The organism is Paenibacillus gansuensis, assembly GCF_042684925.1.
GTDB lineage: Bacteria > Bacillota > Bacilli > Paenibacillales > DY6 > Paenibacillus_N > Paenibacillus_N gansuensis.
Map to the genome: position 1 here is coordinate 431,782 of NZ_JBHUME010000008.1, position 26,121 is coordinate 457,902.

16 protein-coding genes and 1 pseudogene are annotated in these 26,121 nt (G+C 51.2%); 5 read left to right on the top strand and 12 right to left on the bottom strand.

Annotated features, from left to right (window positions below; all coding sequences use genetic code 11):
• Positions 1-14 precede the first annotated feature (14 nt).
• Genes ACFSUF_RS14290 through ACFSUF_RS14300 form a run of 3 tightly spaced genes read right to left on the bottom strand, consistent with a single transcriptional unit; the run spans position 15 to position 6,528 of the window.
• A complete protein-coding gene (locus tag ACFSUF_RS14290; protein WP_377603625.1) occupies positions 15-1,091 on the bottom strand; it encodes a glycoside hydrolase family 172 protein in 1,077 nt (358 codons plus the stop codon).
• Between the two features lie 16 nt (positions 1,092-1,107).
• The gene (locus ACFSUF_RS14295) at positions 1,108-3,789 is read right to left on the bottom strand and encodes an alpha-mannosidase (RefSeq protein ID WP_377603626.1); all 2,682 of its coding nucleotides are present in this window, start codon (positions 3,787-3,789) and stop codon (positions 1,108-1,110) included.
• Positions 3,790-3,822: 33 nt separating this feature from the next.
• On the bottom strand, positions 3,823-6,528 hold the full coding sequence (locus tag ACFSUF_RS14300) for an alpha-mannosidase (protein WP_377603627.1): 2,706 nt from the start codon (positions 6,526-6,528) through the stop codon (positions 3,823-3,825).
• 223 nt (positions 6,529-6,751) lie between these two features.
• Between ACFSUF_RS14300 and ACFSUF_RS14305 the strand changes: the two genes are divergently transcribed.
• Complete coding sequence (locus ACFSUF_RS14305; protein WP_377603628.1) at positions 6,752-7,669, top strand: AraC family transcriptional regulator; 918 nt, start codon at positions 6,752-6,754, stop codon at positions 7,667-7,669.
• Here ACFSUF_RS14305 and ACFSUF_RS14310 read toward each other — a convergent pair.
• The 5 genes from ACFSUF_RS14310 to ACFSUF_RS14330 form a co-directional block, all read right to left on the bottom strand.
• The gene (locus tag ACFSUF_RS14310; RefSeq protein ID WP_377603629.1) at positions 7,666-8,550 is read right to left on the bottom strand and encodes a carbohydrate ABC transporter permease; all 885 of its coding nucleotides are present in this window, start codon (positions 8,548-8,550) and stop codon (positions 7,666-7,668) included. The genes ACFSUF_RS14305 and ACFSUF_RS14310 overlap by 4 nt on opposite strands.
• 2 nt (positions 8,551-8,552) lie before the next feature.
• Entirely contained in the window at positions 8,553-9,473 is a 921-nt protein-coding gene (locus ACFSUF_RS14315) for a carbohydrate ABC transporter permease (RefSeq protein WP_377603630.1), read from the bottom strand.
• Positions 9,474-9,563: 90 nt separating this feature from the next.
• Entirely contained in the window at positions 9,564-11,015 is a 1,452-nt protein-coding gene (locus tag ACFSUF_RS14320; protein ID WP_377603631.1) for an ABC transporter substrate-binding protein, read from the bottom strand.
• Between the two features lie 334 nt (positions 11,016-11,349).
• On the bottom strand, positions 11,350-12,150 hold the full coding sequence (locus ACFSUF_RS14325; RefSeq protein ID WP_377603632.1) for a sugar phosphate isomerase/epimerase family protein: 801 nt from the start codon (positions 12,148-12,150) through the stop codon (positions 11,350-11,352).
• A gap of 124 nt (positions 12,151-12,274) precedes the next feature.
• Positions 12,275-13,171, bottom strand: a complete 897-nt coding sequence (locus ACFSUF_RS14330) for a helix-turn-helix transcriptional regulator (RefSeq protein ID WP_377603633.1) — start codon at positions 13,169-13,171, stop codon at positions 12,275-12,277.
• Between the two features lie 131 nt (positions 13,172-13,302).
• Here ACFSUF_RS14330 and ACFSUF_RS14335 point away from each other — a divergent pair, with 131 nt between their 5' ends.
• The 3 genes from ACFSUF_RS14335 (at position 13,303) to ACFSUF_RS14345 (ending at position 22,206) form a co-directional block, all read left to right on the top strand.
• The gene (locus tag ACFSUF_RS14335) at positions 13,303-14,211 is read left to right on the top strand and encodes a phytanoyl-CoA dioxygenase family protein (protein WP_377603635.1); all 909 of its coding nucleotides are present in this window, start codon (positions 13,303-13,305) and stop codon (positions 14,209-14,211) included.
• A 356-nt stretch (positions 14,212-14,567) separates the two neighbouring features.
• A complete protein-coding gene (locus tag ACFSUF_RS14340) occupies positions 14,568-17,909 on the top strand; it encodes a S8 family serine peptidase (protein ID WP_377603636.1) in 3,342 nt (1,113 codons plus the stop codon).
• 34 nt (positions 17,910-17,943) lie between these two features.
• Positions 17,944-22,206 carry a S8 family serine peptidase gene (locus tag ACFSUF_RS14345; protein ID WP_377603637.1) on the top strand — a complete coding sequence of 1,421 codons (4,263 nt, stop codon included), beginning with the start codon at positions 17,944-17,946 and terminating at the stop codon, positions 22,204-22,206.
• A 130-nt stretch (positions 22,207-22,336) separates the two neighbouring features.
• On the opposite strand, the gene ACFSUF_RS14350 is transcribed toward ACFSUF_RS14345, so the two are convergent.
• Entirely contained in the window at positions 22,337-22,675 is a 339-nt protein-coding gene (locus tag ACFSUF_RS14350) for a TatD family hydrolase (RefSeq protein WP_377603638.1), read from the bottom strand.
• 89 nt (positions 22,676-22,764) lie between these two features.
• Positions 22,765-23,145, bottom strand: a pseudogene (locus tag ACFSUF_RS14355) (TatD family hydrolase); the annotation flags it as partial.
• A gap of 76 nt (positions 23,146-23,221) precedes the next feature.
• On the opposite strand from ACFSUF_RS14355, the gene ACFSUF_RS14360 reads away from it, so the two are divergent.
• Entirely contained in the window at positions 23,222-23,503 is a 282-nt protein-coding gene (locus ACFSUF_RS14360; RefSeq protein ID WP_377603639.1) for a hypothetical protein, read from the top strand.
• A gap of 101 nt (positions 23,504-23,604) precedes the next feature.
• Here the strand turns inward: ACFSUF_RS14360 and ACFSUF_RS14365 are convergent, their stop codons facing one another.
• Together ACFSUF_RS14365 and ACFSUF_RS14370 are read right to left on the bottom strand one after the other, a co-directional pair.
• Complete coding sequence (locus ACFSUF_RS14365; RefSeq protein ID WP_377603640.1) at positions 23,605-25,317, bottom strand: sensor histidine kinase; 1,713 nt, start codon at positions 25,315-25,317, stop codon at positions 23,605-23,607.
• A gap of 14 nt (positions 25,318-25,331) precedes the next feature.
• A complete protein-coding gene (locus tag ACFSUF_RS14370) occupies positions 25,332-26,120 on the bottom strand; it encodes a response regulator transcription factor (protein WP_377603641.1) in 789 nt (262 codons plus the stop codon).
• Between the last annotated feature and the right edge of the window lies 1 nt (position 26,121).

Consider the following 26,121-nt stretch of genomic DNA (forward strand, 5'->3'; position numbering starts at 1 on the left):
GGTCCGTGATACGCCTAAACGACTTCAAGATCGTCCACAGTGCCAAGGCTTGGATGCGGAACGTGCGGCTCCAGCTGATACCAGAAAGCGGTGGAGCTGATATCGTCCCGCAACGGGTAGTACCGTCCATGTGAATGCCAGCCAAGTGCCTGCACCGTTACTTTCAGGTCTTCCTCGAAACGGATGGGATCCATAACATGCCATCGATACATGCCGAATCTTTGATTTGCGCGGTACAAGCCGTCCGGTTTAATGACTTGATGCATGCCGAGGAACGGGGTGGAATACGTCGTATATTGATTGTTCATATCCCAGTTCCAAGCCCCTCCGAAGTAATCCTCGGTACCCGTACCGCAGATGGTAGGAAATTCGCCGTCGCCGTCCATGTAGAACTTGACTTCGCCTTCGCCCCACCAGTTATTGCTGTTCACCTGCCAGGCCAGGTAAGTGCCGACATACTGCCCTTTGCCTTTTACGCCGTCCAAGATGGTGTGAACCTCTTTGAATTTCAACGGATTGCTGCGTCTCCACTGCGCGTGGAAGTAAGCCATATCTTCAGGAATTTCCGTTAAAGCGTAATCGATTTGATAATAAAGCACCGAATTTTCGTGGCTCAAATTCTCCATTTCGATCCGGGCTTTCTTACGAAAAGGCATTTCCCAATAGCTGTTGAAGCCGCCGGCGGGATTCACCGAAATCGGAAGGGAGTTCACGTTGCTGCGCTCGCACCAGCCGTTTGCGAAGAAATCGCCGACCGGCACCCGCACGGAAGGTTCCGTCTCGTCGTCCCAATAGATCGTAAGGATGAGCGAGCGCCAGCGTTCCGGCGGACAAGTCAGCCAGATGTGCTGGATGACGCCGGGACCTTCGATTTCAGCCATGGTGAACGATTTATTCCCTTCTACCCAGACGGAAGGGGAAATCTTCCAGCCTATGCCGAGGTCACGGGCACAAGCTGCGCCTGTGCCTTCTGTCGCCATGGCTCCTGCGCCCTTCCCGCCGGTGAAGTTTTCCGGGCTGATCGATCTCGTTTTGGCATTCGATACGCGGGATAGATTGCCTAGTCCCATTCCAAGTCCATTAAATGTCATATCTGGTCCTCTCCCTTCAAACTGTATGCACAAGTATGGTTACAATCTCTTTTGGTTTCATCTGCAGCTTCACTTGCCGATGCTCTACCCGCAGCTCCTCAACCGGCTGTTCCATCAGATCAGCCTTCCAGGCTTGGGAGATGCCCTGTGCCGTCGTTAACTTGGCAGAGGTCGGCACCTCCAGGGCATTGTAGAAGCGGATTGCCGTTTCTGGTCCGCCCAGACGCTTCTTGACGGCGCTCAGCACGACACCTTCCCCTTGCAGGGTTACGAAGCTTGCTTCCCTCGGAAGGCGAGGCTTGCCTGCATCGGGATCCCGTCTGCTGAACAAGCCGCCGATTTCGCTGTCCTGCACCCAAGGTCTCCCGGCAGCCCATTTCTCCTCCCGCACCGGGAGTGTGTAAGAACGCAGTCCGTGATGGAAGGCTTCCGCTTCCCTGGCAAGCACAGCCGCATTGTCGGAAGGGCCGAACGGCCTGAGCGCAAGCTCGAACGTGTAGGCACCCTGGCATTGCCCGAGCGGGTTGTCATCGTTCTCATGCGGCAGGGGGTTCGGCCGTCCAAAGATCGTGCCGACGCTTCTGATCAGCGTCAAATCCAGGGCCGTGTCGTCTTCCGTCAGTTCATATTCGTGCAAGCCTTTGTTAAACACCGCCATGCCTTGCTCCCAGCCGGCGGCCGCCCACTTCCAGTTCGGCAGGGAATTGGCATGGCGGGTGTACGGCTTCCCGTCAGAGGCTTCCCGGCGGAGGACGTCGAACTGACCGCCGGCAAGCGTGCCCGGCACGGCATGCTGCATCGGGAATCTTATGCGAAGGCGATGATCCCTCGCCGTGTTGTTCAACTCGATGCAAACATCCAGATGTCTCGCATGACGAAGCAATCCTATTGTCGCCTTGATAGCATAGGCAACTTTGCCGTCCGTTCTGGACGTCCCCTCGGCCGCCAGGCTTTCCGGCAGTTCCCAGTGCCACCGAATTTCGACGGCTTGATAGCCCTCCGCCACCGTATTCACAGCCAGAACCTGAGCTTTCAGATCAGCGGAAGTCAGCGTTTGAGCTCCCTCCAGATGTTGAAAGACGTAGAGATCGCCCGCATCCGCCTCATCGACAAAGGTCAGCTGATTCTCGTACAATACTCCAGTTACCTTATCCAGAACGTTCAAGCTGCCATTGGCATTCACCGTGACGCTTATAAATTCGTTCTCCAGACAGCCAGCGTTATGCTGATGTTTGGGAGCTTTAACGGGCTCCTGATGAGGAATGACCTGAAAGGACGTATAGCCCTGCGCCGGCACTTCCTCTGCAACAATTCCGATCAGATAGCGGTTCACGGGAAGCTCCGTCGGCAAATTGATCGGGCTGAGCCTTTGTTTCCTCGTCCTGGTATGGCTGATGATCTGGTAAGGGATCTCCACGCCTGCCGCGTTAACTATGCGGAAGGAGGTAACGCCATCCTTCTCCTGAAAATCGATCGACTGCTCTATCCATCCGGTCATCGGCAGCGTCGAAGGGTTAAACACGGCAATCAGCTGATCGTCCTCACCCATCCCCTCCCTACCGATTCCTCTCAGCAGGCTCAGCGCCTGCCGGTGAAGAACTTCTTGGGCAGCCTCGCCGAACGCCTTGAAACGGTCCATCATATGTTCATGCACTTCGTCCTGGCTGCAGCCGCAGATGCTGTCGTGGGGATGGTTTTTCATTAGTGATTTCCACAAATACGTCAGATAGGCTTCCGGATAGCTGCCGAAACCCGACATTCTCGCCCATACCGCCAGCGGCTCGATCCATTTCTCCAGCAGATCCTGTGCCTTCACGTTTTCCTGCTTAAGGTATACTCGTGCAGACAGCGTTCCCGCCAAAATGTGATAGTCGTCTCCCGCTCTCATTTCACCCTTTTGAACAGTCGGCGAAATCAGTTCCGCCTCCACTCTCCGGATATGCTCCTCCAGCGTCGTATGGAGTATTTCCGCCTCATCCCCAAGCGTTTCGCGAAGCCCCTTCAGAATGCCGCTCAGGTTTTCCTGCGCCTCCAAATGGTCCACGCCGTTCATCAGCAGGTAATTGTTGGTTTGCTTCCGCTCGTCGATTCTGGCTTGGATGAGCTGCAGGGTTTTGAGAGCTTTGGCCGGCTCTTCGGGTATGCGCTGCGCGTTATTGTACCAATTCGGCATGAAAATCGCCGTGATCCGGCTGTCATCCGCGCCTTCCCACAGAAATTCCTGCTCTTTATGCTTGTTGAAGTTATCGTAGCCCCTTCCGAACACTACGTTGCCGATGCCGAAGCCGCGAAGAATTTGAGGCATTTGTGAAATATTGCCGAATTGATCGGGCAGGTAGCCCACCTTCATTTCCCTGTCGATTTGACGGGACATCGTAATGCCGGTCTGCAAGTTCCGGATCGTCGCCTCTCCGCTTGTCAAATATTCATCATTTTGCAGATACCAGGGCCCGATCAGGATCCTTCCGGCGCGAATGAGCTTCTCCAGACGCTCCTTGTTTTCGGGATGAATCTCGTAATAGTCCTCCAGCACAATCGTTTGCCCATCCAGATGGAATACCTCAAAGTCAGGATCTGTTTCCAGCAGCTCGATCAGTCCGTTCATCAGTTCGACGAGCCGGAAGCGGAACTGTTCGAAGGTCAGATACCATTCTCTATCCCAGTGCGTATGCGATATCACGTGAAAACTTGGTTTCATGCCCCTCTCTTCCCCCTTACAAATCAACCTGGGCTATTCGCCGGCAAAGCTGAATCGAATACTTACAATTTGCTTAGGCTTACACGTGAAGGAAATCAGGTTGCCTTCAACATCAACAAAGTCCGCCAGGCCTTCCTTCAGATCGGTCAGCACTGCTTTCCCGACACGATCTTTGAAGGCAAGAACCGCCTTTTGAGTTTCGGATCCAGGATTATACAATCTCACGATCCACCCGTCCCCGTCTTCGGCCCGCTTCAGGGCGCTGAGTGACAAGTTCCCCTCTGACAATCGAAGGAAGGAGCAGGCTTCCGCAGGAAGCGTCCCCTGCCTGCCGGAAGCTCCTTGATAATAGCGAAGGCCTGCACGAAAGGTGTCCGCTTGCCTAACAAGATCGTCATCCGTGGCCACCTCATGAAGCACGATCGCATAGTTGTAAGTCATCACGCGCAGGCACTGAGATCCCGGAGTCTCGAGTGCCGGCCCCGCTCCAGCGTTAATCTTCAGCGGATCCGGAGAACCCAGATGACCGACGGAACGAAGAAGCGTTAAAGCCAACGTTCTCGCAGAATCGGAACAAAGCTCGTATTCCGTGAGATCGCCGGACAATACGGCAAAGCCAGCATTTGCCTCCGATACGTCCACAAAGCCGTTCATGGGATGCGTAGCAGGCGCATCCTCCACCCATACGTCGTCCTCCGGCTGTTGAACATACACACTTCGCTTCACAACGTCGAACTGGGAACCGGCTCTGGATTGGTCTGTTTTCATCGTTGTAGGAAACAGGACACGCAAGCGGTGATCCTTCACTGTGTTATTAACGATCGTCTTAAGCTCGATTCGTCTCGAGTGCCGCAGCAGCGTTACCTCAGTTACAACGCCTACGATCCCTTTCTCCTGCGTTCTAGCATTGCGGTCTCCCGTGAGGGATAACGGAAGCAGCATGGAGCGCGAAATGCGGATCGTGGCGAAATCCGATGTATCCGCAACAACCGAGATGGTGCAGTCTTCTCCGCCTCCAACAAACACTTCGTCAAACATCGGCGGCGAGTAAACATAGCCGTCTCCCCGGTCGCCGCCGTCTTCCAGACGATGCTGCCCAGGATATACCCGGCCCGATTTCTTGTCTGTCAGGTCGAATGTGCCGTCCGAATGCACATCCAGCCTGATCCATTCGTTCTCCAAAGTTCCAGGTCTGGTTACCAGACTGTGATCCCAAATCCTGCACTTGCGGGTAGACTTCGCTAGCACGGTCGTATAGCCCTGCGCCGGTACCCGCGGCACATAGAAACGGACCTTGACGGCCTGCCAGTACGGAATCAGCGGATGATGGTCATAGGCATGTTTGGCAACCGCGCGTCTGCGGCTCTCCAGCATTTGAGAGGAGATCAAAGTGCCATCCCACGACCTAATTTCAAGATTTCGGATTTCCGTCCCGTCCGGGAACAACAGTTCCGCTTCCACCATGCCTTCACCGTCCTTCAGTCCGGTGTGGAACACATGTACAGGTACGGCCTGATCCTCCAGGCCTTCGGTATGTATCCGGGCACAGATTCCATGCATGGCTTCATAGGCCAGCTGTGTGCTGATCTCCGTCGACCAGGCGTAGCGGGTTTCGTTCTGATCATGCACTTCATCAATGCTGCAGCCGCAGATGCTGTCATGAGGATGGTTCTGCAGCAGATACTTCCATGACTGGCGAAGCAGTTCGTAGGGATATGCAATGCCGCCAATCGCGGCTCCCCATACTGACAGAGGTTCCGCCCAGCGCTCCAGCAGCAATTGGGAGCACTCGTTCTGCAGCTTCAAATACATGCGCGTCGACGCAACATTTGCCAGAAGGTAATTATGATGACCCTGAGGCGAATAGTTCGTGCTGCGAAGCTCTCCCTGCAGCGTCTGCAGGCCGTCGGGACGGACTTCCTCCTTCACTGCCTGCACATAACGGTCTACTGTACTATGGATAAAGGTGAACCCTTGAACATGCTCGTTCATCCATTCCACCATCTCTGCCAGGTTTTCTTCCGGCATCGTGTGATCCGTCCCGTTCATCAGCAGCAGCTGTTTCGTCGTATTTCGTGCCGTTAAGATGTCCAGCTCCGACTTGATCCGCACGAGGAGCTCTTCTTTGCCGCTTGGCAAATACAGAGCATTGCTGTAACCGGCATGGACAGGCAAATGATTGGCAAGCAATCGGCTGCCGTCCGCGCCCTGCCATAGAAACTCCGAGGACGTTTGCTCCGTTCCCTGAGTTCCTCCGTCTATCCCCCGCCAGAACACGATATTATCGATTTCAAAGCCTTGAAGGATCTGGGGCATTTGACTGATGTGACCGAATATATCCGGCAGATACCCCAGCTTCACCCCTCGGCCGAAGCTGGCCGCCATGCTCATGCCTATCTCCAGGTTTCGGATCAGGGACTCCCCGCTGACCAGAAACTCATCCGGCATCACATACCATGGCCCGACATCGATTTTTCCCTCAGCGATAAGCTTCTTAAGCGCATCCTTGTTGTCCGGCTTGATTTCCAGGTAATCTTCAAGAACAATCGTTTGGCCGTCGAAATGAAACGAAGGGTAATTTTGCTCGTTCAGCAGATATTGCAGTCTATCCATGAGTCGGACGAGGCGGATCCGAAAATGCTGATACGTCAGGTACCATTCCCGGTCCCAGTGCGTATGAGGGACGACATGGACGGTCATATCTCCGTTCGGAGGCTTTTTTATATCGGCTTTCTCCATTTCTGTCCTCCATCCTATTGGTCTGGGCAATGATTTACTTACAAGAAGATTGCGAATGAGATAAACCTCTATCGAGGTATTTTCAAAGCTGAGCGACCGCGTTAAGATGAAGGTTTATTCGCCAATAAGAAAGCCTGTTTTCGAGTTGAAAACTTATACTTTCTTATGTGGTAAAATATTGCTTGTAGACAACTGTTACGACATTGCAAAAGGTGGAGAGCTTATGACGGAACCCGCTACCTATCATCTATTGTCCAAAGAAATTCAACGAATTCCGCTAGAGTTTGACCTGGGGGCGCTGCATATTGATATCATCAACTTTGAATACGTTCCTCCCGGACCTACCTGGGTCGTACCTAACCACAAGCATTCCTCTTACGAATTTCATTTCTTATCCAAAGGCAAAGGCTATATTACACTGGAAGACAGGACGTTTACCGCGGTACAGGGCCAATGCTATTTGACTGGTCCGTATGCCTATCATTCTCAAAAAACGGACGAGCAGGATCCTATGGATGAATGCTCCTTGCAATGCCAGATCCGTCTGAATCCGAAGGCTCCTAAACACGAGCTGGAAGAAGCCCGGCGAATCCTGCAGCTGTTGAACCGTCCCTGTGCCGGCAGTCATGCCGACGTCAACGGCGGTATCCGCATTTTCTTCGATATACTGAGAGAAATCCAAGAAAAAAGAATCGGCTATCTCATGTCTATCAAACAGCGGATGATGGAGCTGTTTATCGCTGCTGTACGCAATCTGCACGGAGATGCGCCGTCAGCGCCGATCGAATTGCCGCTGAATCACTCCGACCACGCGATCGTGCGCAACTGCATCCTGTTTCTGGAAGACAATTACCAGGATCCGATTACGCTGGAAGAGGCGGCCGCTTCCATTTACTTCAGCCCCAGACATTTAGGCAGAGTATTTAAAGCGATTACAGGCCAGACGGTTGTTGAATATTTGACGGAGATTAGGCTGAACCGCGCTAAACAATTGCTGGAATCAAGCGATGATTCACTGGAACAGATCGCTCAGGAATGCGGCATTGCGAACGGAAGCTATCTCAGCACCCTGTTTAAAAAATATTACGGCATCAGCCCGAACCAGCACCGCAAGACCGGCATCACATCCAGGAGCCGTTAACCCTTAATGCCGCTGAATGTAATCCCTTGAATAATGTAACGCTGAAAGAACAGGAACAATGCCATAGGAGGGATCGTGATTAAGGTCAGGATCCCGAACTGCACATTCACCCCGATACGCCCCATATTCGTCTTATAGATCGCGCTGTACACCGCAGTAGCGATTGGCCAATTTTCGTTTTTTAGAATCAGCAGCGGCCAGAAGAAATCTTTCCACACATAGGTAAAACCAAAGATAATCAAGGTTGCGATGACCGGCTTCGTCAGCGGAAGCATAATCCGCCAGTACACTCTGAATTCGGAAGCCCCGTCGATCCTCGCAGATTCGAACAAATCTTTGGGTATCCCCAGAAAAAAGCTGTATAACAAAAACAATCCGAATCCGTCGGCAGCCCCCGGCAGCCAATAAGCCCAATACGTGCCCAGCAGGTTCGTACCGAAGATCGGCAGGCTTTGGAGCGTCAAGTAGTTTGGAATCATTAAGACCATGCCGGGAACCATGAGCGTTGCCAGGAAATAAAAGATAAAGCCTTTCTTGAACGGAAGCTGCAGCACCGCCATGGAATAAGCGGCCAGCGTGATGACAATGATTTTGATCACCATGAAGCCGCTGAAGAGAAGCACCGAATTCCACATATATTTCATGAAATTAAGACTGGTCCACGCCTCTGAATAATACGAAAAGTGCCAATCTGAAGGTAGAAGAACCGGAGGGAACTGGAGCGCTTCTTTCTCCGTCTTGAACCCGTTCAGCACAACCCATAACAAGGGATATAACATGAATAGGGCAACAGCTGTCAGTCCTAACACGGACAATACATATCCCAGCTTGACGGCCGGCCTTCTCATGTCGAAATCGGATATGATGGAACGTCCGCGCATCGTTACACCCCCTCCTTTTTGCGGGTAAGCAGCAAATAGACGGCGGACAGCAGGGCAAGAGCGACAAAGAACAAGGTGCCCAGCGCTGCAGCCGGTCCGAATTTAAAGTATACGAACGCATACCGGTATATGAGATAGAGCACGGTCAGGGTCGAGTTGTTAGGGCCGCCTTCTGTGACAACGAACATGCTTTGGAAGGCTTGAGCCGTCCCAATCAGTTGCAGAACGAGCAGTACCAGCATTACATTTCTCATTCCCGGAATCGTGATGTGATAAATCCTTCTCCACACCCCTGCTCCATCGATCTCGGCAGCTTCATACGTTTCCTCCGAAATGGCTCCAAGAGCAGCTATATATAAAATCGCCGTAGCCCCGAAACCGGCCCAGGTATCCATCAGCACCATCGAAAACATCGACCATACCTCGCTCATGATCCACGGTACGCGGTCTATGCCGATATAACCCAGCCAAGTATTCAATAGGCCTTGCGGCTCGTACATCCATCTCCACAACGTATAGATCGCGATGCCGGGCAGAACCGCCGGAATATAAACCGCCATCCGGAAGAAATTCTGGAACCGTCTCATCTCCGCAATCCATACAGCGACAATCACAGGAAGCAGGTAGCCGATAACCAGGCCGTATACCATGTATTTCAATGTATTCCAAATGGCTTTGCCAAGCAGAGGATCATGTAACACCGTTCTGTAGTTATCCAGTCCTACGAATACAGGGTCTTTCACCAAGTCGTAATTCAAAAAACCGATCCTGATTCCCAAATAGATGGGATACCAAAGAAAAAAGCCGAAAATAGCCACAGCTGGCAGAAGAAACAGCAGGGCTATGATTTTGCTTTGAGATCGTTGTAAGCGACGCTTGCGCGGTTCAAGCACTGCGCGCGCGGCACCAGGTGACATGCCCATCCCTATCACTCCTCACCGAACATAGCCGGAAACCCGGTCCGCACTGCGTACCGGATGTTCCAGCCTGCGGATATCCTTACAAAAATTCGCTTACTTGCTGTTATACGGATCGAGCACTTGCGTCTGGAAGTCGTCTGCGGCTTTTTTGATCAGCGCTGCCGGGTCGGCGTCCTTGTTGGACAGTACCGATTCGATGGCGCTTGCTACATTTCCGTACCAGACTTGCCCTTCTACCGGAGGCTCGCCGTGACCGGAAGCATAAAGCTGATTGTACAACTCTGCCGGCCATTGAACGAAGGTGTCCGGGTTCGCATCCCAAACTTCCTTGAGCGCTTTGTAGATTTCCGAATCCTCTTTATAAGGTCTCATCAATACATGAGCCCAAACCTCGCCTTTGGCTTTCAGTTCGTCCGCGCGGTTTTGTTCGTTTTTCACAGCCTCGTCTTTCGTCTCCAGGAACGTGATCCAGTCGAATGCCGCTTGCAGCTTGTCTTTGTCCTTCACATTAGCATTAATGATTTCAAAGCTTCCGCCTTGAACCGCTTGGCTTTTGCCGCCAGGTCCAACCGGCATAGGAACGATCCCGATTTGCTCCGGCTTCATTTTGAATTGGTTAATCATCATGGATACGACCCAGTCGCCGTGCGTAATCATCGCAATTTTGCCGTTACCGAAGTCTGTGTTGATATCTGCGCCGTCAGCAAGTGCGTTCGGATTCAGCACATCATGCTTCCAACGAAGATCTTTATACAATTGCAGAGCTTTCGCGCCTGCATCGGAACCGAATGCCGCTTTCACTTTGCCGCCTTCAGTTACTTCGGCTTCGCCGCCTGCCTGGTACAGGAAGTTGGACCAGATCCACGTTGCCGCTCCGCCTTTGCCTGTCGTGCCGAAGCCGGAAATGCCTTTGTCGCGGTTCGTCAGCTTTTTAGCCGTGTCAACGAATTGATCCCAAGTCCAGCCTGCCTGCGGATAAGCTACACCGGCATCGTCGAACAGCTTTTTGTTATACATGATGTGCATAACGTAGCTGCCTTTAGGGAACCCATACCGTTTACTGTCGAATTCAAACAGCTTAAAGGAATCTTCCAAATACTGATCTCCGTACTGCCAGTTGCCAATCAGCTCTGTCAAATCCGCTGCCCAGCCTCTTTCCGCGACGATACGGCCTTCGGATGCGAATACTCCGATTACGTCCGGTGCGTTGTTGCCCGCCATCTTCACGGCGAACTCTTGCGCATTGTACTGCCATGTGTCAGGTTTCACCGTGACATTCGGGTATTTCTCCTGGAACGCTTTAATACGGGCATCGAAATTCGCTCTGCCTGCTTCATCTGTCTCTGCCGGGTAGCCGTTAACCGTGATGGTAACCGCCTTTGGTTCCTCTTTCACTTCTGTATTGCCGGAATTTTGACTTCCTTTGTTGCCTTCTGTATTTGCGGTTTTGTTGCCGCCATTGGCGGGCGTGTTGTTATTGCCGCTGCATGCTGCCAGTGTCATGGACAGAATGAGCGTGAATACGATCAGGAAACTTTTCTTCATGAAACGACCTCCCATAATCGATTTATATAGTTGTAAGCGCTTTATAACAAACGCCCCGCGAAATCGCTTACAGGAATAAGTATAAGATTTTAGTTGCCCGAAAGCCTTTAAGAAAGAGACAAAGAAACTTGGTTTTGAACGAACGGGACGAACCAAACAAACATTGAAAACGCTCACTTTTGTTTGTTTATAACAAGCAGAATAACTTTGGAGCATATAAAATTCGGACATTCACACTGTCCGACATCGGATAAATGTTCGCCTGAATGCAAAATAAACCCGCACTGATCTGCACGGGTTTATTTTCACTATAAATTAAGAATAAGTAAGGGATTTAAGCGTTCAGCTTCTCTTCCAAGTTCTTCTTCATCCAGAGGCAGACATCCCATAGATCCGCTACCGGCACGTTGGAAAACGGCAGGGTATGCATGTAGCCCGGAGGCCCGAATTCAGGCGTGATGGTTGTTTTCAAACCTTGTGCCGAGCGGGCTTCTACGATGCGTTTCCACCAGCCTTCATGCGCAGCGAGTTCTGCCTGGTATTCCGGCGCTGCCGGATGCGGCACTTGCGGTCCTTCAGCGTAGCCTACCCGGCTGTGGATATGTACCGTACGGCTGATAGCCAGCTCCAGCGCTTCCGCCTGGTCGTGCAGCAATGATTCGCAGACGCACACCCAGTGGCTGAAATCCGCCGTCAGGGATAATCCGGGCACATCGCGTAACAGCTGAGCTGTCGCCCATGGCGTAAACATAGCGCGACCCCTGTGCGTTTCATGTCCGACCGTAATGCCAACTTGCTGCTCCAGCTTCACGGCTTGTTCATAGAATGCAATCTGTTCCGCATAAGGCGCGCTGTCTTTGGAGCTGTGTGCGTTAATCAGCAGAGGCTTGAATTCTACGGCACGGCTTACCTGCTCCTCAAAGGATGCAATATGATCACCGTTGGTAAACACCATGGCCACAAAATCAAGATTATGCTTCGCCAAAAGCTCCTTAAACTCGCTCTCCTGCGCTTTCTCCGGCAGCCCGCTTTCCACACCGGTATATCCTGCTTGCGCAATTCGAGCAAATGCCTCGCTTAACGGAAGTCCATCCATTCCCCAAGTCGCTTTAATAAATTGGATCCTGTTTCCCATCGTCCCACTCCTCACACAGGTATATTTCAAACCAAGGATACCTGCATCTGCTCTTACGTGCAAGCGCTATTTTTCATTATATCAACAACGGACACAAGCATGCGCCTATGAGACACAACCGCCTTTAAGTTACAATGGACGCGGAAAATTGGCTTAGGCTCATCCCTGTTTTCTGCTTGAACATCCTCCCAAACGTATGGACATCGGCGTAGCCCACCCGCTCCGCAATTTCAGTGACCGTCAGGTTCGTCTGGACGGCAAGCTCCTTTGCCCGCTCCACCCGGATCCATGCCAAATACTCAAAGGGCGTCATCCCGAACGTCTCCTTAAACTTGGTAATGATGTAGTTCCGGCTCATGCCCGACACCTCTTCCAAGTCCGTATGCTTTACGGGTTCGGCATAATGGTTTAGCAAATAGTTTTTGATCAGCACCAGGTTCGATGCATTTTTCCTTTGAATGCCGGTTTGGGGATTCAGCTCTTCCCTCCGTTTGGCCAGCTCATAAAAGATTTGCAGCAGCAACCCTTGGCACAGCACCCTGTGATGAAGTCCGCTTTGGTGATAATTCGCGACAAGCTGGGAAAGCTTTTGTTCGACAGGATGTCCGTCAAAGTTGCCGATCAGGTGCCCGCTCCCGATGAAGGTGTCCAAAGGATAGTCGATATTGCCAAAATGAAACAGGAGCGAAAGACAGACGTACCGTTCTCCTGGAATTGTGGAGACGGAATGAAGCTCGTTCGGGGCATGGCAGATCAGGTCCCCGCGCCTCGTGATGTACCGCTGTCCCTCGATGATGTACTCGGCTGCACCGTCCACCACATATTGAAATTGATACTGCTTGAACGCTCTCGGCTCCAGCTTCCATTCCGCAGGGGCATTGAACGTGTGGGCCAGCGTAATGTAGGGAGGATGGACATACTCCAGCGTTGGTTCAGCCTGTTCCGGGACTGCAGAAGCCGCATCAGGACGGGAGGCTGGTTGAGCTGCCAATTCTTCGCTATGCCGGGGTTGTTTATCCAACGAAACCAGTTCCTTTCTCGTGAAAAAAGATTGTGTGTGATTTCGGCAACTTAATTCTTGATTTTCACTAAATCTTTTTTGTTCTTCCTACGATAAAGTATAACTATAAACAAACCAAGGAGGCAAATGACATGACACAGCCAACTTTAACGATACCCCAAGTAGATGCTCAAAAACAGCTTCACATCACGGATGAACAAGCTCAATTCTTTTTAGACAACGGTTTTCTAGTCATCAGAAACGTACTTGTCGGCGAAGAGCTGAAGAAGATCCAGAACGATATGTACTCTTTATATGAAAAAGGGATTTCCGGCACCGATCTTGGAGAAGATTATCTCTACCATAAAAGAGCCGATGGAAGCCGGCGGTTTTGGAGAGTAGAATACGTCATTGAGAAAATGGATGTGATGAAGTCGCTTCTGGCCCATCCGTTCATCCTTCGTTCGGTAGAGAAAATTCAAGGCAACAATTTCATCCCTACCTGGGATTCCATGGTCGTCAAAGTGCCGAACCATGCGGCAGCCGTGCCTTGGCATAGAGATGCGGAAAATCCGGGCGGTGCAGGCGCGAAGCCGATTTTCAACGTAGACTTCTACCTGGATCCGGCGGATGAGCGCTCCTGCCTATGGGTAATTCCAGGCAGCACGCACTGGACTAAGGAAGATGCGGATGCTTACTGCGCACGTCCCGGCTTCAGCTTCGAAGGTGCGATTCCGGTTCCGATGAACCCGGGCGACGTGATTTTCCACGACATTCAACTGCTCCACGGTTCACCTGAAGGAGACGGCAATGATCTTCGCCGGACCGTATACTTTGAATTCCGTGCAGGCGAGAACGAAGACGAATTCGGCCCTCATACGCTGGAGTATATTCCGCTGAAACAACAAGTTCTTCTCGACTGCATCGAATACCGCAAAACACAAGACTTTGCTGCGGACGAAACTGCGTTCGAATATAAGCCGACAGGTAAATTTGCGGTTTCCAAGCTTAAAAAACCGGACAACTACCGTTACGCTCACGGGGAGTTCTGGCGGAAGTAAGTAAATATTTATAGCATGCCTAGTAAGACAGCTTTCTACATTTCTTTGTAGAAGGCTGTCTTTTCGTTTATTCAAAAGTACTACTTCTGTTTATTAATCTGTCTGACACTAAAGGCTCACCTTACCGGACCGTAGTATGAGATTGGATTACAACTCGGGACTATTTACTCACTTTTCTAATGCATATTAAAAATAAATATTTACTAACCTTAACGTTAGAATATATACTTCTATTTGATTTACCATTATCCGCATATTCAGAATATTTCAAACAGGCGGTGATCCGGTATGTAATTCTTCCTTTTATCGCACATCAACCGATTCTCCATCACATTTTGACGAAGGAAGTGTTATTTTTGTTTTGGCAAAAAGAAAGATTTTATAAAGCTGTCGTCACAGCCACTCTAGGCATGACTCTCTCCGCCTACCTGCCGGCACCTTCTTACGCCGCCGGCGCCTTATCGAAGGCTGCGCCGGTTAAGCTCAGAACGAGCCAATTGAAGCCGATCACGGAGCCCGTAATCAACATTCCCGGTACACCGGTTTTACAAACAAGCGGCGCATCCGATACTTCCGCAGCGTTGGAAGATTTGCAGCCGGCAAATGATTCCGGACGGATTATCGTCAAATATAAAAGCGGAATTACCTCCTCCAACTCCGACCTGCAAAAAAGCTTCTCAAAGCAAATCAGCAAGGTCACTCCCCTGGAAAACATTCACGCAGCTTTACTTCAAACGGCTGAGGGAACGGATGTTACAAGCCTGATTGACGAATTAAAGAAAAACCCTGATGTTCTTTACGCAGAACCGGACTATAAAGTGAAGCTGCCTCAAGTTCAAGACGACTTGAAACCGAAGTCCGCCGCTTTAGATAACGCTAAGTATGCAAATGCTCCAGAACCTGTCATTCCTAAGGACCAGTTTTTTGTTGACCAGTGGTCGCTTAACAATACCGGGCAAACACTACATGATGGCGATGCCCCTGCGGGAACGCCGGATATCGATATCGACGCCCCTGAAGCATGGGCTGTTACAAAAGGAAGCACGGATCTCGTCGTCGCCCTGATTGACAGCGGAGTTCAAATCGATTTGGCGGATTTGCAGCATCAGATTTGGCAGAATCCGCACCCGGACCCTGTTAAAGGAGATATCCACGGATGGGACTTCATACATAACGACGCAAGCTTATTTGATATTGATGACGGGTTCGGAGACTATCACGGAACCCAACTCGCGAGCCTGATTGCAGCTTCCCAAGGCAAAATCACGAATCACAACGGCATTACCGGCGTAGCGCCGAACGTGAAGATTATGCCGCTCAAGATCGCGGACAAGAATGGATTCTACATCTCCGACGCCATCCGAGCAATCGAATATGCGGATCAGCATGGCGCCAAAATAGCCAATATCAGCTGGGCTATACCCGTGTACAGCCAGGCGCTGCACGAAGCGGTAGAGCAGTCTTCCATGTTGTTCGTGTCTGCGGCCGGAGACCGGAACGAGCGTAATGTAGATGCTTCTCCGGTATACCCTGCAGCTTTCAACAGCGACAATGTTCTCAGCGTAACTGCGGTCGACAGAGGCGGATATCTTGCCAACGGTTCAGGCTACGGCAAATCGCTGGTGGATGTAGCGGCACCCGGAGATTATGTCGTGTCCGCATCCCCTAATGTGAAAGTGGGATACGCCGCGGAGATCAGGAAATATGTTCCAGAGACTGGCTATGAATATAAAGCCATTTATAACGGGATCGGCTTTGAGAACGTCCCCATTGACGAGTATCACCACAATGATCCGAAGCAGCGGCAGGATATGTTTAATGTCGCAGTCGATTATTTGGCCGATGACCGCAACGGCGACGGAAAGGTCAAAGTGCTGATGATGCAGGATAACAAAATCGATGACGGAGGATTTTTTCCTCGAAGCAGCGATTCCGTAGCCGATATTTATCACGGCTTAATCGAGAATTACCGACAGAACCATCCTAACGTGGAGTATACGTTAAAAGGCACAGACGGCCAGTCCGAGAACGGTCCGGACGCTGCTGAGCTGAGCTCGTATGATGTGGTTATCTGGTATACGGGATACTTTCGTATCGGCGAAGGTAAATCGTTTCTAACAGGGACCGATCAGACGAATTTGACTGAATATTTAAATAAAGGAGGCCGTCTTCTTCTTACCGGACAAAATTCGTTATCTAATATGGAAAATACCCCTTTTGTAAAAGAGATGCTGCAATTGGTCGTGGCTGGTGAAGGGGTTTACGATAGAAAAGTGATTTCTGCAGCAAATTCGATCTATGATGGCAAAACCTATACCGTTTGGGATGCTAACCGGGAATTGGACCTTATTTTGTCTAGGGATCCCAGCACCGCTATCAATTTGGAATGGCCTTTCGGTTATTACCGTTATAAAACCGGAACGGATATGGCGGCGGCCAATGCTGCAGGTACGGCTGCGCTTGTGTTGAGCAAGTATCCGTTTATGGAAGCCGCGTCTGTGAAGCAGAGGTTGATGAACAGCGGCAAACCGCTCAGCTCGTTAGCCGGTATTACGGCAAGCGGAAGAATGGTCAATGCGTTTAGAGCGGTATGGGATAAGGATATCCCAGGAACTCCGTTGCAGGATTCCTTCGTAACCGACAAGCTGAATTCAGCTGCCCGCAACGACTTGGTCTACGCCGTAGACATGAAAGCAGGGGAGAAAGTCAACCTTTCCCTATCGGGTGACAAGGGTACCGATTTCGATTTGATTTTATTTGACCCGACCGCTTCCACGGTGGCAAGCAGCGCGGGCATCGTGGCTTATTCGGAAACGCCGAACAGCTCGAAGGAAACGGTCTCTTATCAAGTACCGAAATCCGGAACGTATTATGTCAATGTGCACGCGTTCGCAGGTGCCGGCCAATTCCAGCTTACCGTGCAGACCGATAACCAATGGGGAGCATTTGAAGACACCCACCCCGCCCTGTCTTATGACGGACCGTGGTCTGTACAGCATGGCTCCGGCTACTCGGGAGGCTCGATCCATACCTTGGATGCTGCAGGAAGTGCAGAATTCAGCTTCAAAGGAAATCAGCTGGAATGGGTCGGTACGAAAGGAAGCGATCACGGGATCGCCGATGTGTACGTTGACGGAGAGAAAATAACTTCCCTTTCCCTATACAGTCCGAAGCCTTTAACGAAGCAGTCCCTGCTGAAGCTTTCAATGCCTAACGGCAAGCATACGGTCAAAGTCCGCTGGACAGGGCTTCATGACCCTGCGGCCAGAAAGACCGACCCGACTAAAATTACCATTGATAAATGGGTCGTCTCGAATTTAACCTACTCCACCGACAGCCTCGTGATCTATAAAGGCGCATGGGGTGTGTCTTACGGAACTAAATTTTCCGGAGGCGCGCAGAGATTTTCGAACAAAGCGGAAGCCGAAGCCGAATACACCTTCAACGGGACAAGAGTGGCTGTGCAGGCCAATACGGGCAAAAATCTTGGAAAAGCCAACATCTACATTGACGGAGTGCTAGTTACCCCGAAAGCTGTGGATTGGTACAGCCCGAAAGCCAAATACCAGGTTACCGTTTATACATCGCCTGTTCTGAAGGCCGGATCCCATACCGTGAAGGTAGTCTCTGCCGGAGAAAAGCAGGACGCATCTACAGGGTACGGCATTACGATTGATTCTTTTAATGTTTTGGAATAATCCGTTTTTATTCTGCTGAAATGAGGTATTTGACTTGAAGACTTCCTTATTTAAAAAGTGTTTCTCCCTGCTGACGGCGGCGGCGCTGCTGACCAGCCTTGCCGGTCCTGCTGTATCGGCTGCCGGCGGTCAGCCTGTGCCTGCCGACGCTCCGCAGCTAGGTAAGCTGCATGAGCTTTTGCAAAAGGAGCTGTTTAAAAACCCATCTGCCCGGAACCGCTTCTCTATGCCGTACGGCGCGTTTATTTCTCCAGCCATTGATACGAAATCCAATCATAAAATCAATGTTATTGTCCAACTCTCAGGCTTGCCTGCCTCCATCGGTAAATACGCAGCTAAGACGGGCAACCGGGAACTGGCCGCAGAATCCACCGCTACTAAGGTAAGGAGCGAACAAGCCTCCTTCCTTGAGGCTGCAAAGGATGCCGGCATTTCGTTTAGCGTTAATTACAACTACGATACGGTCCTCAACGGGATGGAAATCACGATTGAGGCCGATCAAATTCCGGCGTTAGCCCGCCTGTCCGGTGTAAAGTCGATTTACGAGAACCAGCTTTACTATCCTATGGTTTCTTCGGAAAGCTTTTCAACGGTTACCGACACGACCTATTCCTATGATTCAGCTCCGTTGAAACAACTGGGAGTTGATCAGGCGTGGGAACAGGGGCTTACCGGGGAAGGCCTGAAAGTAGGGGTTATTGATACCGGCGCCGACTATCTGCATCCGGACTTGAAAGATGCGTTCCAAGGAACCGATTACGGCTACGATTCTCTTTTTGAAGATTCCGACCCGTATGAGGATATGCCCCTTCCTCAAGCCCAGTATGAAGGATCCTCTCATGGAACCCACGTTTCGGGGACGATTGCCGGCAGGGCGGTAAACGGCCAAACGAGAGATTTTGTCCAGAAGGGCGTCGCTTACAAAGCTGAATTGCATGAATATAAAGTACTTGGCGTTAAAGATCCTTACAGCGGACACGAAGCATCGGGAACGTCGGCCGAAATCATTAACGGCATTGAGCATGCTGTGGAAGACGGCATGGATGTGATTAACCTGTCGCTGGGCAACAAAGCGGAGAAGGATCCGAACTCCCCGGACTCGATCGCAGTAAATAACGCAGTTCTTGCGGGAGTCGTCGCGGTTGTGGCAAGCGGAAACGACGGAAGCTCGGTCCCATATTATTACTCCATGGGTTCACCTGCATCCGCACAGCTGGCCATTACCGTAGCAGCTTCTACCAGCCCTAGCGTCCAATACAAGGCGTCCTTGAAAAACTCGGTTACATCCGATACCTATTCCGAAATGAATGTGGTGTCTTGGGAAACCCGCAAGACGGACTTTGCCGCGATCTTCGGCACCGATCCGGTAGAAGCCGTCTATGCCGGCCTGGGCAGGGAAGAAGATTATAATACAGCTCCGCCTTTAAGCGGAAAAATTGCCTTCGTCTCCCGCGGATCGATTTCCTTTGAGGAGAAGGTGAAAATAGCCAAGGCGCACGAGGCTATCGGCATTGTGGTCTTCAACGGAGTCGACAAAATTGACGAAAATGGCTTGACCGTGCCTAATCTGGATCCGAATATTCCCGGTCGGGACGGCCCGATCGGTTCGATCGCGGCACTTGGTGACAGCCATAAATATATTCCTCTAATTGATATGCCTGGTGTTATGGGAAGAGAAATTGCCAGAAATTTGGATATGGGCAAGCCATTTACGTTTACCTTTAAAGCAAATTTCCCTGAGATCAAACTCTCGGGTGACACGATTGCGGAATTCAGTTCCCGCGGACCGAACTCGGACGGGAATTTTGGAATCAAGCCCGATATCAGCGCTCCCGGTGTCAATATTTATTCGACCTTGCCTGCTTACGCGAAACTGCCTGACGGCACGGCCGACCCTTCGGTAAGCTATGAACGCGCCTACGGCCGCTTAAGCGGAACCAGTATGGCTGCGCCTCATATTGCCGGCTTAGCGCTGCTTCTCAAGCAACAGCACAGAGAATGGTCACCGGCCGATATTCGGGCGGCATTGGCGAATACCGCCGATGTAATCAGCAATTATGAAGGAACGCAGTACGATGTCTATTCACAAGGAGCAGGACGGGCTAATATCGCCAAGGCCGTAAAAACGCCGGCTCTGCTTCAGGCGATGGACAGTATAACCATCTACGACTCAGAGTTTCATCCGATCACGATGCCGAGCGAATCCAGCAGCATCAGCTTCGGAACTTTAGATCCGGAGGCAAACGAGCTTGTGTCGCAGCCTCTTCAAGTGAAGAACATGTCGGATGCGCCGCTTGCCTACACGGCGAGTGTCGTGATGCACCCAAAGGTGACGTCAGATCCTAATCATCCGATTCCAACCCCTGACGTGAATCAGGTGAATGTAGCTTTGAGCGGATTCGACGGTCCCTCGAAACAAGTGACGCTGGATCCTAAAGAAAAGCGGGCATTGACTCTAACCGCGAAGGCGCTCCCTAACGCAGCCCGCGGCGTATATGAGGGTGAAGTGCTGCTCGAAAATCCGAATTATCCGTCACTTCATCTGCCTTTTGTAATCCATGTAGGGGACGATTCGGATAACAATGATTTGAAAGTTCAATTTGACTCATTATCAAGCCGTACCGTTTATGCCGATGAGCCGATTGATATGACGGTTAAGCTAAATTCAGACAACATGAACGTGATGTTGTTGGATATCTACGATATCGAAGGAAATTATAATGGAACGGCGGCCCAACTATATGAAATCGACCCCGCCACACAGCAGTTGAAACAGCTGTCCGCAGGGAAATGGAATATTCCAGGTTTCGACGGAGGCATTATCCGTCCAAATGAGACAAATGAGTATTATGTACTGGATCAGCTGCCGGAAGGCACGTACAAAGTTGCGGCAATAGTGGCTAATTTAGGCCCCGACGGATTCCAAGACTTTGATTTTAGCTTTGCAACGATTTATGTAAACAATGAGCCTTCGCCAGACAACGGTGAGGAAGAACCCGGGGACAATCCAGGCAACAATCCAGGGAACAATCCAGGGAACAATCCCGGCATAGTTCCGCCGCCTAACAACGACAGTAACCCTATCAACAAGAAATTGGCGGATACGGTTGCATCGAAAGGTCAATCGGTCCAGCTCGTGGCATCCCATACAGCACCTGACGGTGACAAAACTACCGTTACCGTGACAGATGACGATCTTCGCAAAGCGTTGACTGACGCAGGAAAGAAACCGACCGCTTTCGTAGTCGGAGTCAACGCGCCGAATACAGGTGAGGCGCTGCTGAAGCTTCCTGCTTCCCAGCTTCCGATCTGGAAAAGCGCTCCTGCAGGCAGCTCCATCTCTTTAGTTTGGGATGAGGCCGCTGTGGCTCCGCCTATTTCCACACTTACCAGTATTCCTGAAGGTGCTGACGCCGTATTCAGCATCTCCAAGGAAACCGGAGATTCGTCGTTGTTTACCAAGGAGTTCACCGGCACTTCGATTGTCGGAAATCCATATGCTTTTGAAGCGCAAACTGTACTGAACGGTAAAGCCTCTCCTATGAAGATTGCGCCGAATCAGAGCATCCAGCGTTCTTTTGTCCTCCATCAGTCTGCGGGACTTCAGGCAACAGGAGTTCTGTATAGCGACGGAAACAAAGTGTATCCGATCCCGGCCAAATTCGTTCAAGGGGAGAACGGAGACACGATCGTAACGATCAGCCGTCCCGGCTTCTCGAGCTACGTTGCCGCCTCCCGCCATACGTCGTTTGGAGATATCGGAACGTCTTGGGCTAAGAACGAGATCCAAATGTTAGCCGACCAATTTATTGTACAAGGCACTTCATCGAAGGCATTCTCACCTAAACGGAGCATCACTCGTGCGGAATTGACATCGATTCTCGCCCGCTCGCTGGGGCTTCAGCATCAAGACGCCGCCACTCCGTTTACAGACGTGACAGAGAAAGCTTGGTTCGCCGCAGATGTTGCCGCCGCTTATCAAGCAGGCCTGGTCACAGGCAATGGCAGCCGTTTCAATCCTAATGGGAATATCAGCAGGGAAGAACTTGCGGTCATTCTGGAAAAATCATTGAAACTTCTCGATCTTTCTCCGGCGGAACAGGCTGCCTCCTTTACGGATGCAGGGCAATTCAGCTCCTATGCTAAGGAAAGCATTCGAGCCGTTTCGGCCACCGGCTTAATGAAAGGAGTTTCCAGCAAGAACGGCTCCGCATTTATGCCGAAAGCTCCGGTAACCCGGGAAGCTTCCGCGCTCGTGATCTATACGCTATTACAGAAAGCCGGCCGTATAAACTAAAGTTGAGGTAACAACAATAAAACCCGCCCGATCAGGACATGTTCCTGTCGGGCGGGTTTTTCTTTTGGTGACAGGGCATCGCAGCGCGAAATGGTAACGTTCATGCAAGGATCCCCCCCATATAAAACGGTTAATCGAACCTATAGAAACGCTTCGTGTTGCTCACGATCTGCTCTCTGGCCTCTTCCAGCGGCAGGCCTTGGATTTCGCTCCATACCCGGAGCGACTCCTCCATCATGGACGGATGTGTCAGCCGTCCGGCAAACGGTCCCTCGAACGGCCACGGGCCATCCGTTTCGAGCATCACCTGCCCGCGGGGATAGACGCAGGCCAGCTCCTGGATCTCGGGCTCGTAGAGCAGGTCCGGCGTGAACGATACATAGTATCCGTTCGCTGCCATGCGCCGGACCGTGGACGGCGAGCCCTTGAACCAGTGGAAATGCGCGCGCGTGCAGCCACGCCGCTCCAATATGCTGCACGCGGTGTCCGCGCATCGCCGTACACCGCGTGCAGCACCACCGGTTTGTCCAGCTCCGCCGCGAGCTGGACAAACCGGTCCAACGCTTCGACATACGGTGTAATGTCGAAGCGCTCCCCCCGCGCCTCCGCTTCGGCGCGGGTGTACCAGGGCAGGCCGACTTCGCCGACCGCCGCCATGCCGTGTGCGTGCACACGGATCCAGGCGAGGAGCTGCTCGAAGCCGGCGCTTCCCGGGAGCGGCTGCTCCGGATGGAAGCCGTAGCACGGCTTCACGAGCGCAGGCGAGCGCTTCGCGAGCTCGCGGACGAGCATGCACGAGTCCATGTGCATGCTGACGGCCACCAGCGCGCCGATCGTCGACTCCGGCTGCTCCAGCTCCTGCAGCATCGTCTCCATCTCGGCGGCCTCATACAAATCCAAATGAATATGCGCATCAATCAGCTTTACATTATTTCTCATCCCGTCACCCTCCTATCCCTTTCACTATATCACACCGTTATAATGAGATTACTAGTCAAACAAGGGAGCACTGCACATGACCCGCATCTACGGCTGTCATTTCAGCAGAGCGGCCAATCCGTCCAAATCATTTACATCGCCGCGAACTGTGCAGCGGCTCTTTACATATTCCCCAAATCGTCCACTGCGAGGACAGGCTCGAACTTTTCATGCCATTACCTCCAATGCCGGTTACTGGGGACAGGGTCTCCCCTTCTCCTATCCGGTCGAGGTGTTGCAGCACTTACAACTTACCGGCCCGTCGGAGCTTTATAATCTGGCCGTAACCATCAATTACAAAGTGTTCAAGCCACCTTGAATGGTTTACACTCAAACACCTTACCGACATCCGCTCCAACGCCAAAAGCCCCCTGGCCAAAAGCCCGAGGCTCTTCATCAAATGTCTCCTTTATACTACCATTATCCATCTGGAGGAAACCGAATCAACACAGTCGTCCCTATCCCCGGCTTGCTGTAGATCTCCACGCCATATGCGTCACCATAATGCAGTTTTATCCGTTGATGCACGTTGCGGATTCCGTAGCCTATTTCGCTGCCTTTCAGCGGGTCGAACAGCAACCTTAACGTGTCGGGGTGAACTCCGATGCCGTTATCTATTATTTTGAACCAAATATCCGAAGAGTCCAAGCCGCCCACAATTCTTATACTGATCTTGTCCTCAAACCGCGCATGCTCAAACACGTTCTCTACGAAGGGCTGAAGAATCAGCTTAATCGTGTTGTAAGCGTGCAATTCCGGAGCGATGTCATAGCTGACCTCCACACTGTCCCCGTACTTCGTTCGTTGAATGTTGATATAGGCCTCCACCTGCTCTAACTCACTGGAGATCGGGATAACGGTGCGTCCTTCATTTAACGAAAGACGGTAAAATTTGGCCAGGTCCAACACCATCTGCTGCAACTTATCGAGCTGTCCGAACTGGGCCAAACGGCTGATGGACGATAAGGTGTTATACAGGAAGTGCGGATTAATCTGAGCCTGCAGGGATTCGAGCTCGGCCTCCTTCTTCTGAAGATTGGCAATATACACTTCACGAATCAAGTCCCCTGTATGCTGCCCCATCCGATTGAGCGATTCGGAAATCTGGGTAAATTCATCTTTGCCGCGGAAGTGAATCCGTTTCTGAAAATCCCCTTCTTGGAACGAATGCAGGACCATGACAATCTTATTGACCTTCTTCGCGAACAGACGCGATAAGAAGAAACCGGCGGAGAAGAACAACAGAATACATCCAACACACACCATAATGGTCCAATACCGGAATTGTCCCGTCGCCTCGTCGGTTATATTCATCGGTACCCATGCCACGAGATGCCATGCTAACCTTGGAAGTTCTTCCCTTATGATCGTAATGTCCTCTATTTTGGTATCCGGTCCCGTCTGACCTGAGGAGGAGATCGTCCGGCCCTGCGCATCCATGATGAACAACTTTGTGCCTTTGCCGATCTTGTCGTATTCCACACTCTCCATTAAGTCTGCCAGTCGTATGCTGATTCTGATAAAACCGTGTTCCTCTAACTTTAGCGGCTCATTGGTATCTACAATCCTTCGCAACAACGAGATTCGGCCGTATTGCGCGTCATCTTCAACCTGGCCCCATACCATCGTTTGACCATACTTCTCCTTAGGGAATTGCTTGTACCACTGCTTATCTTGAATACGTCTGATGTTGTAGATGTCGAATAGAGAACGGTTATCTTTCAACGGATCCGTGCCGCTGTGATCGAGATAGATTTCAGGCAGAGCGGGGTTGTGCAAATAGATCGACATCCAGATCGGATCGTTGGCCGCCTCAATCGTCGTATGCAGCTTAGGGAGTAAATATTTCTTCGTCACTTCATAGCTGACCCAGCCCTCTTCGTAATGCCGCAGATGACCGGACAGCGTGTCGTCCAGATAGAGCATATTGGAGATGCGTACCAGATCGTCGACTTTATACGTAATATTGTCTTTCATCTGGTGAATTGTACCGGATTGGATTTCCCTGGTGCGGCCTTGAATCGAGTTCACGAAGATTTCGTTGGCTGCGTATCCCCCGAGAAGTACCAGGACGACGATGAACATACTGTAAGAGAGCATTAGCTTATAGCTGAAGGGCATATATTTCGGCATCCGTATCATCCCGTCTAGTTTCTTCTGTACTCCAGTGGTGTCAACCCGTAAGTTTCCTTGAATTGTCTGCTAAAATAAGGAAGATACCGGTACCCGACAGCCTCTGCGACTTCGTAGACCTTAAGGTTCGTGGAAGTCAGCAATTCACACGCTTTCTCCAAGCGCATGGCAATGAGACAATCGCTGAAGTGTTCTCCCGTCTCCTCCTTGAACAGTTGTCCGAGATAATTGGGCGAAAATGAATAGGCCTTGGCCACGTCCTTAAGCGTAATATTCTCATGCAGCCGTTCCCTTACATAATTCCTCATGTCGTTAATCAACTTCCAGTTCTTTTTAAGCTTACCCGCTTCCCTTATCGCGTTCACCTGAACCTCCTCTATTGCCTGAGGATGCACATGTTGGCTGTATATCTGCTGCTGCTGTTGCTCTTCATCCAATGCATCCCGCACTTTGGCCAGAGAATGAATCAGTTCCTGATCATCCATCGGTTTCAATACGTACCCGGAAGCATTCAGTGCTATAGCCTGTTTGGCATAATGGAAATCTTGGTAACCGCTTACAAAAATAATCTTAATCCCTTTCCGTCTTTCCAATGCTCTCCCCGCCAACTCAAGACCGGTCATATGGGGCATACGAACATCAGTCACGAGAATATCAATCTTCTCCGATTCCAGCACTTTGACCGCCGCGAACCCGTTCGTAACCCCGCTGACCACTTCCATGCCGAGCTCATGCCAGGGTACGAACGTTCTCATCCCTTCCAGATCCAGCATCTCATCGTCCGCCAGCAACACCTTGTACATG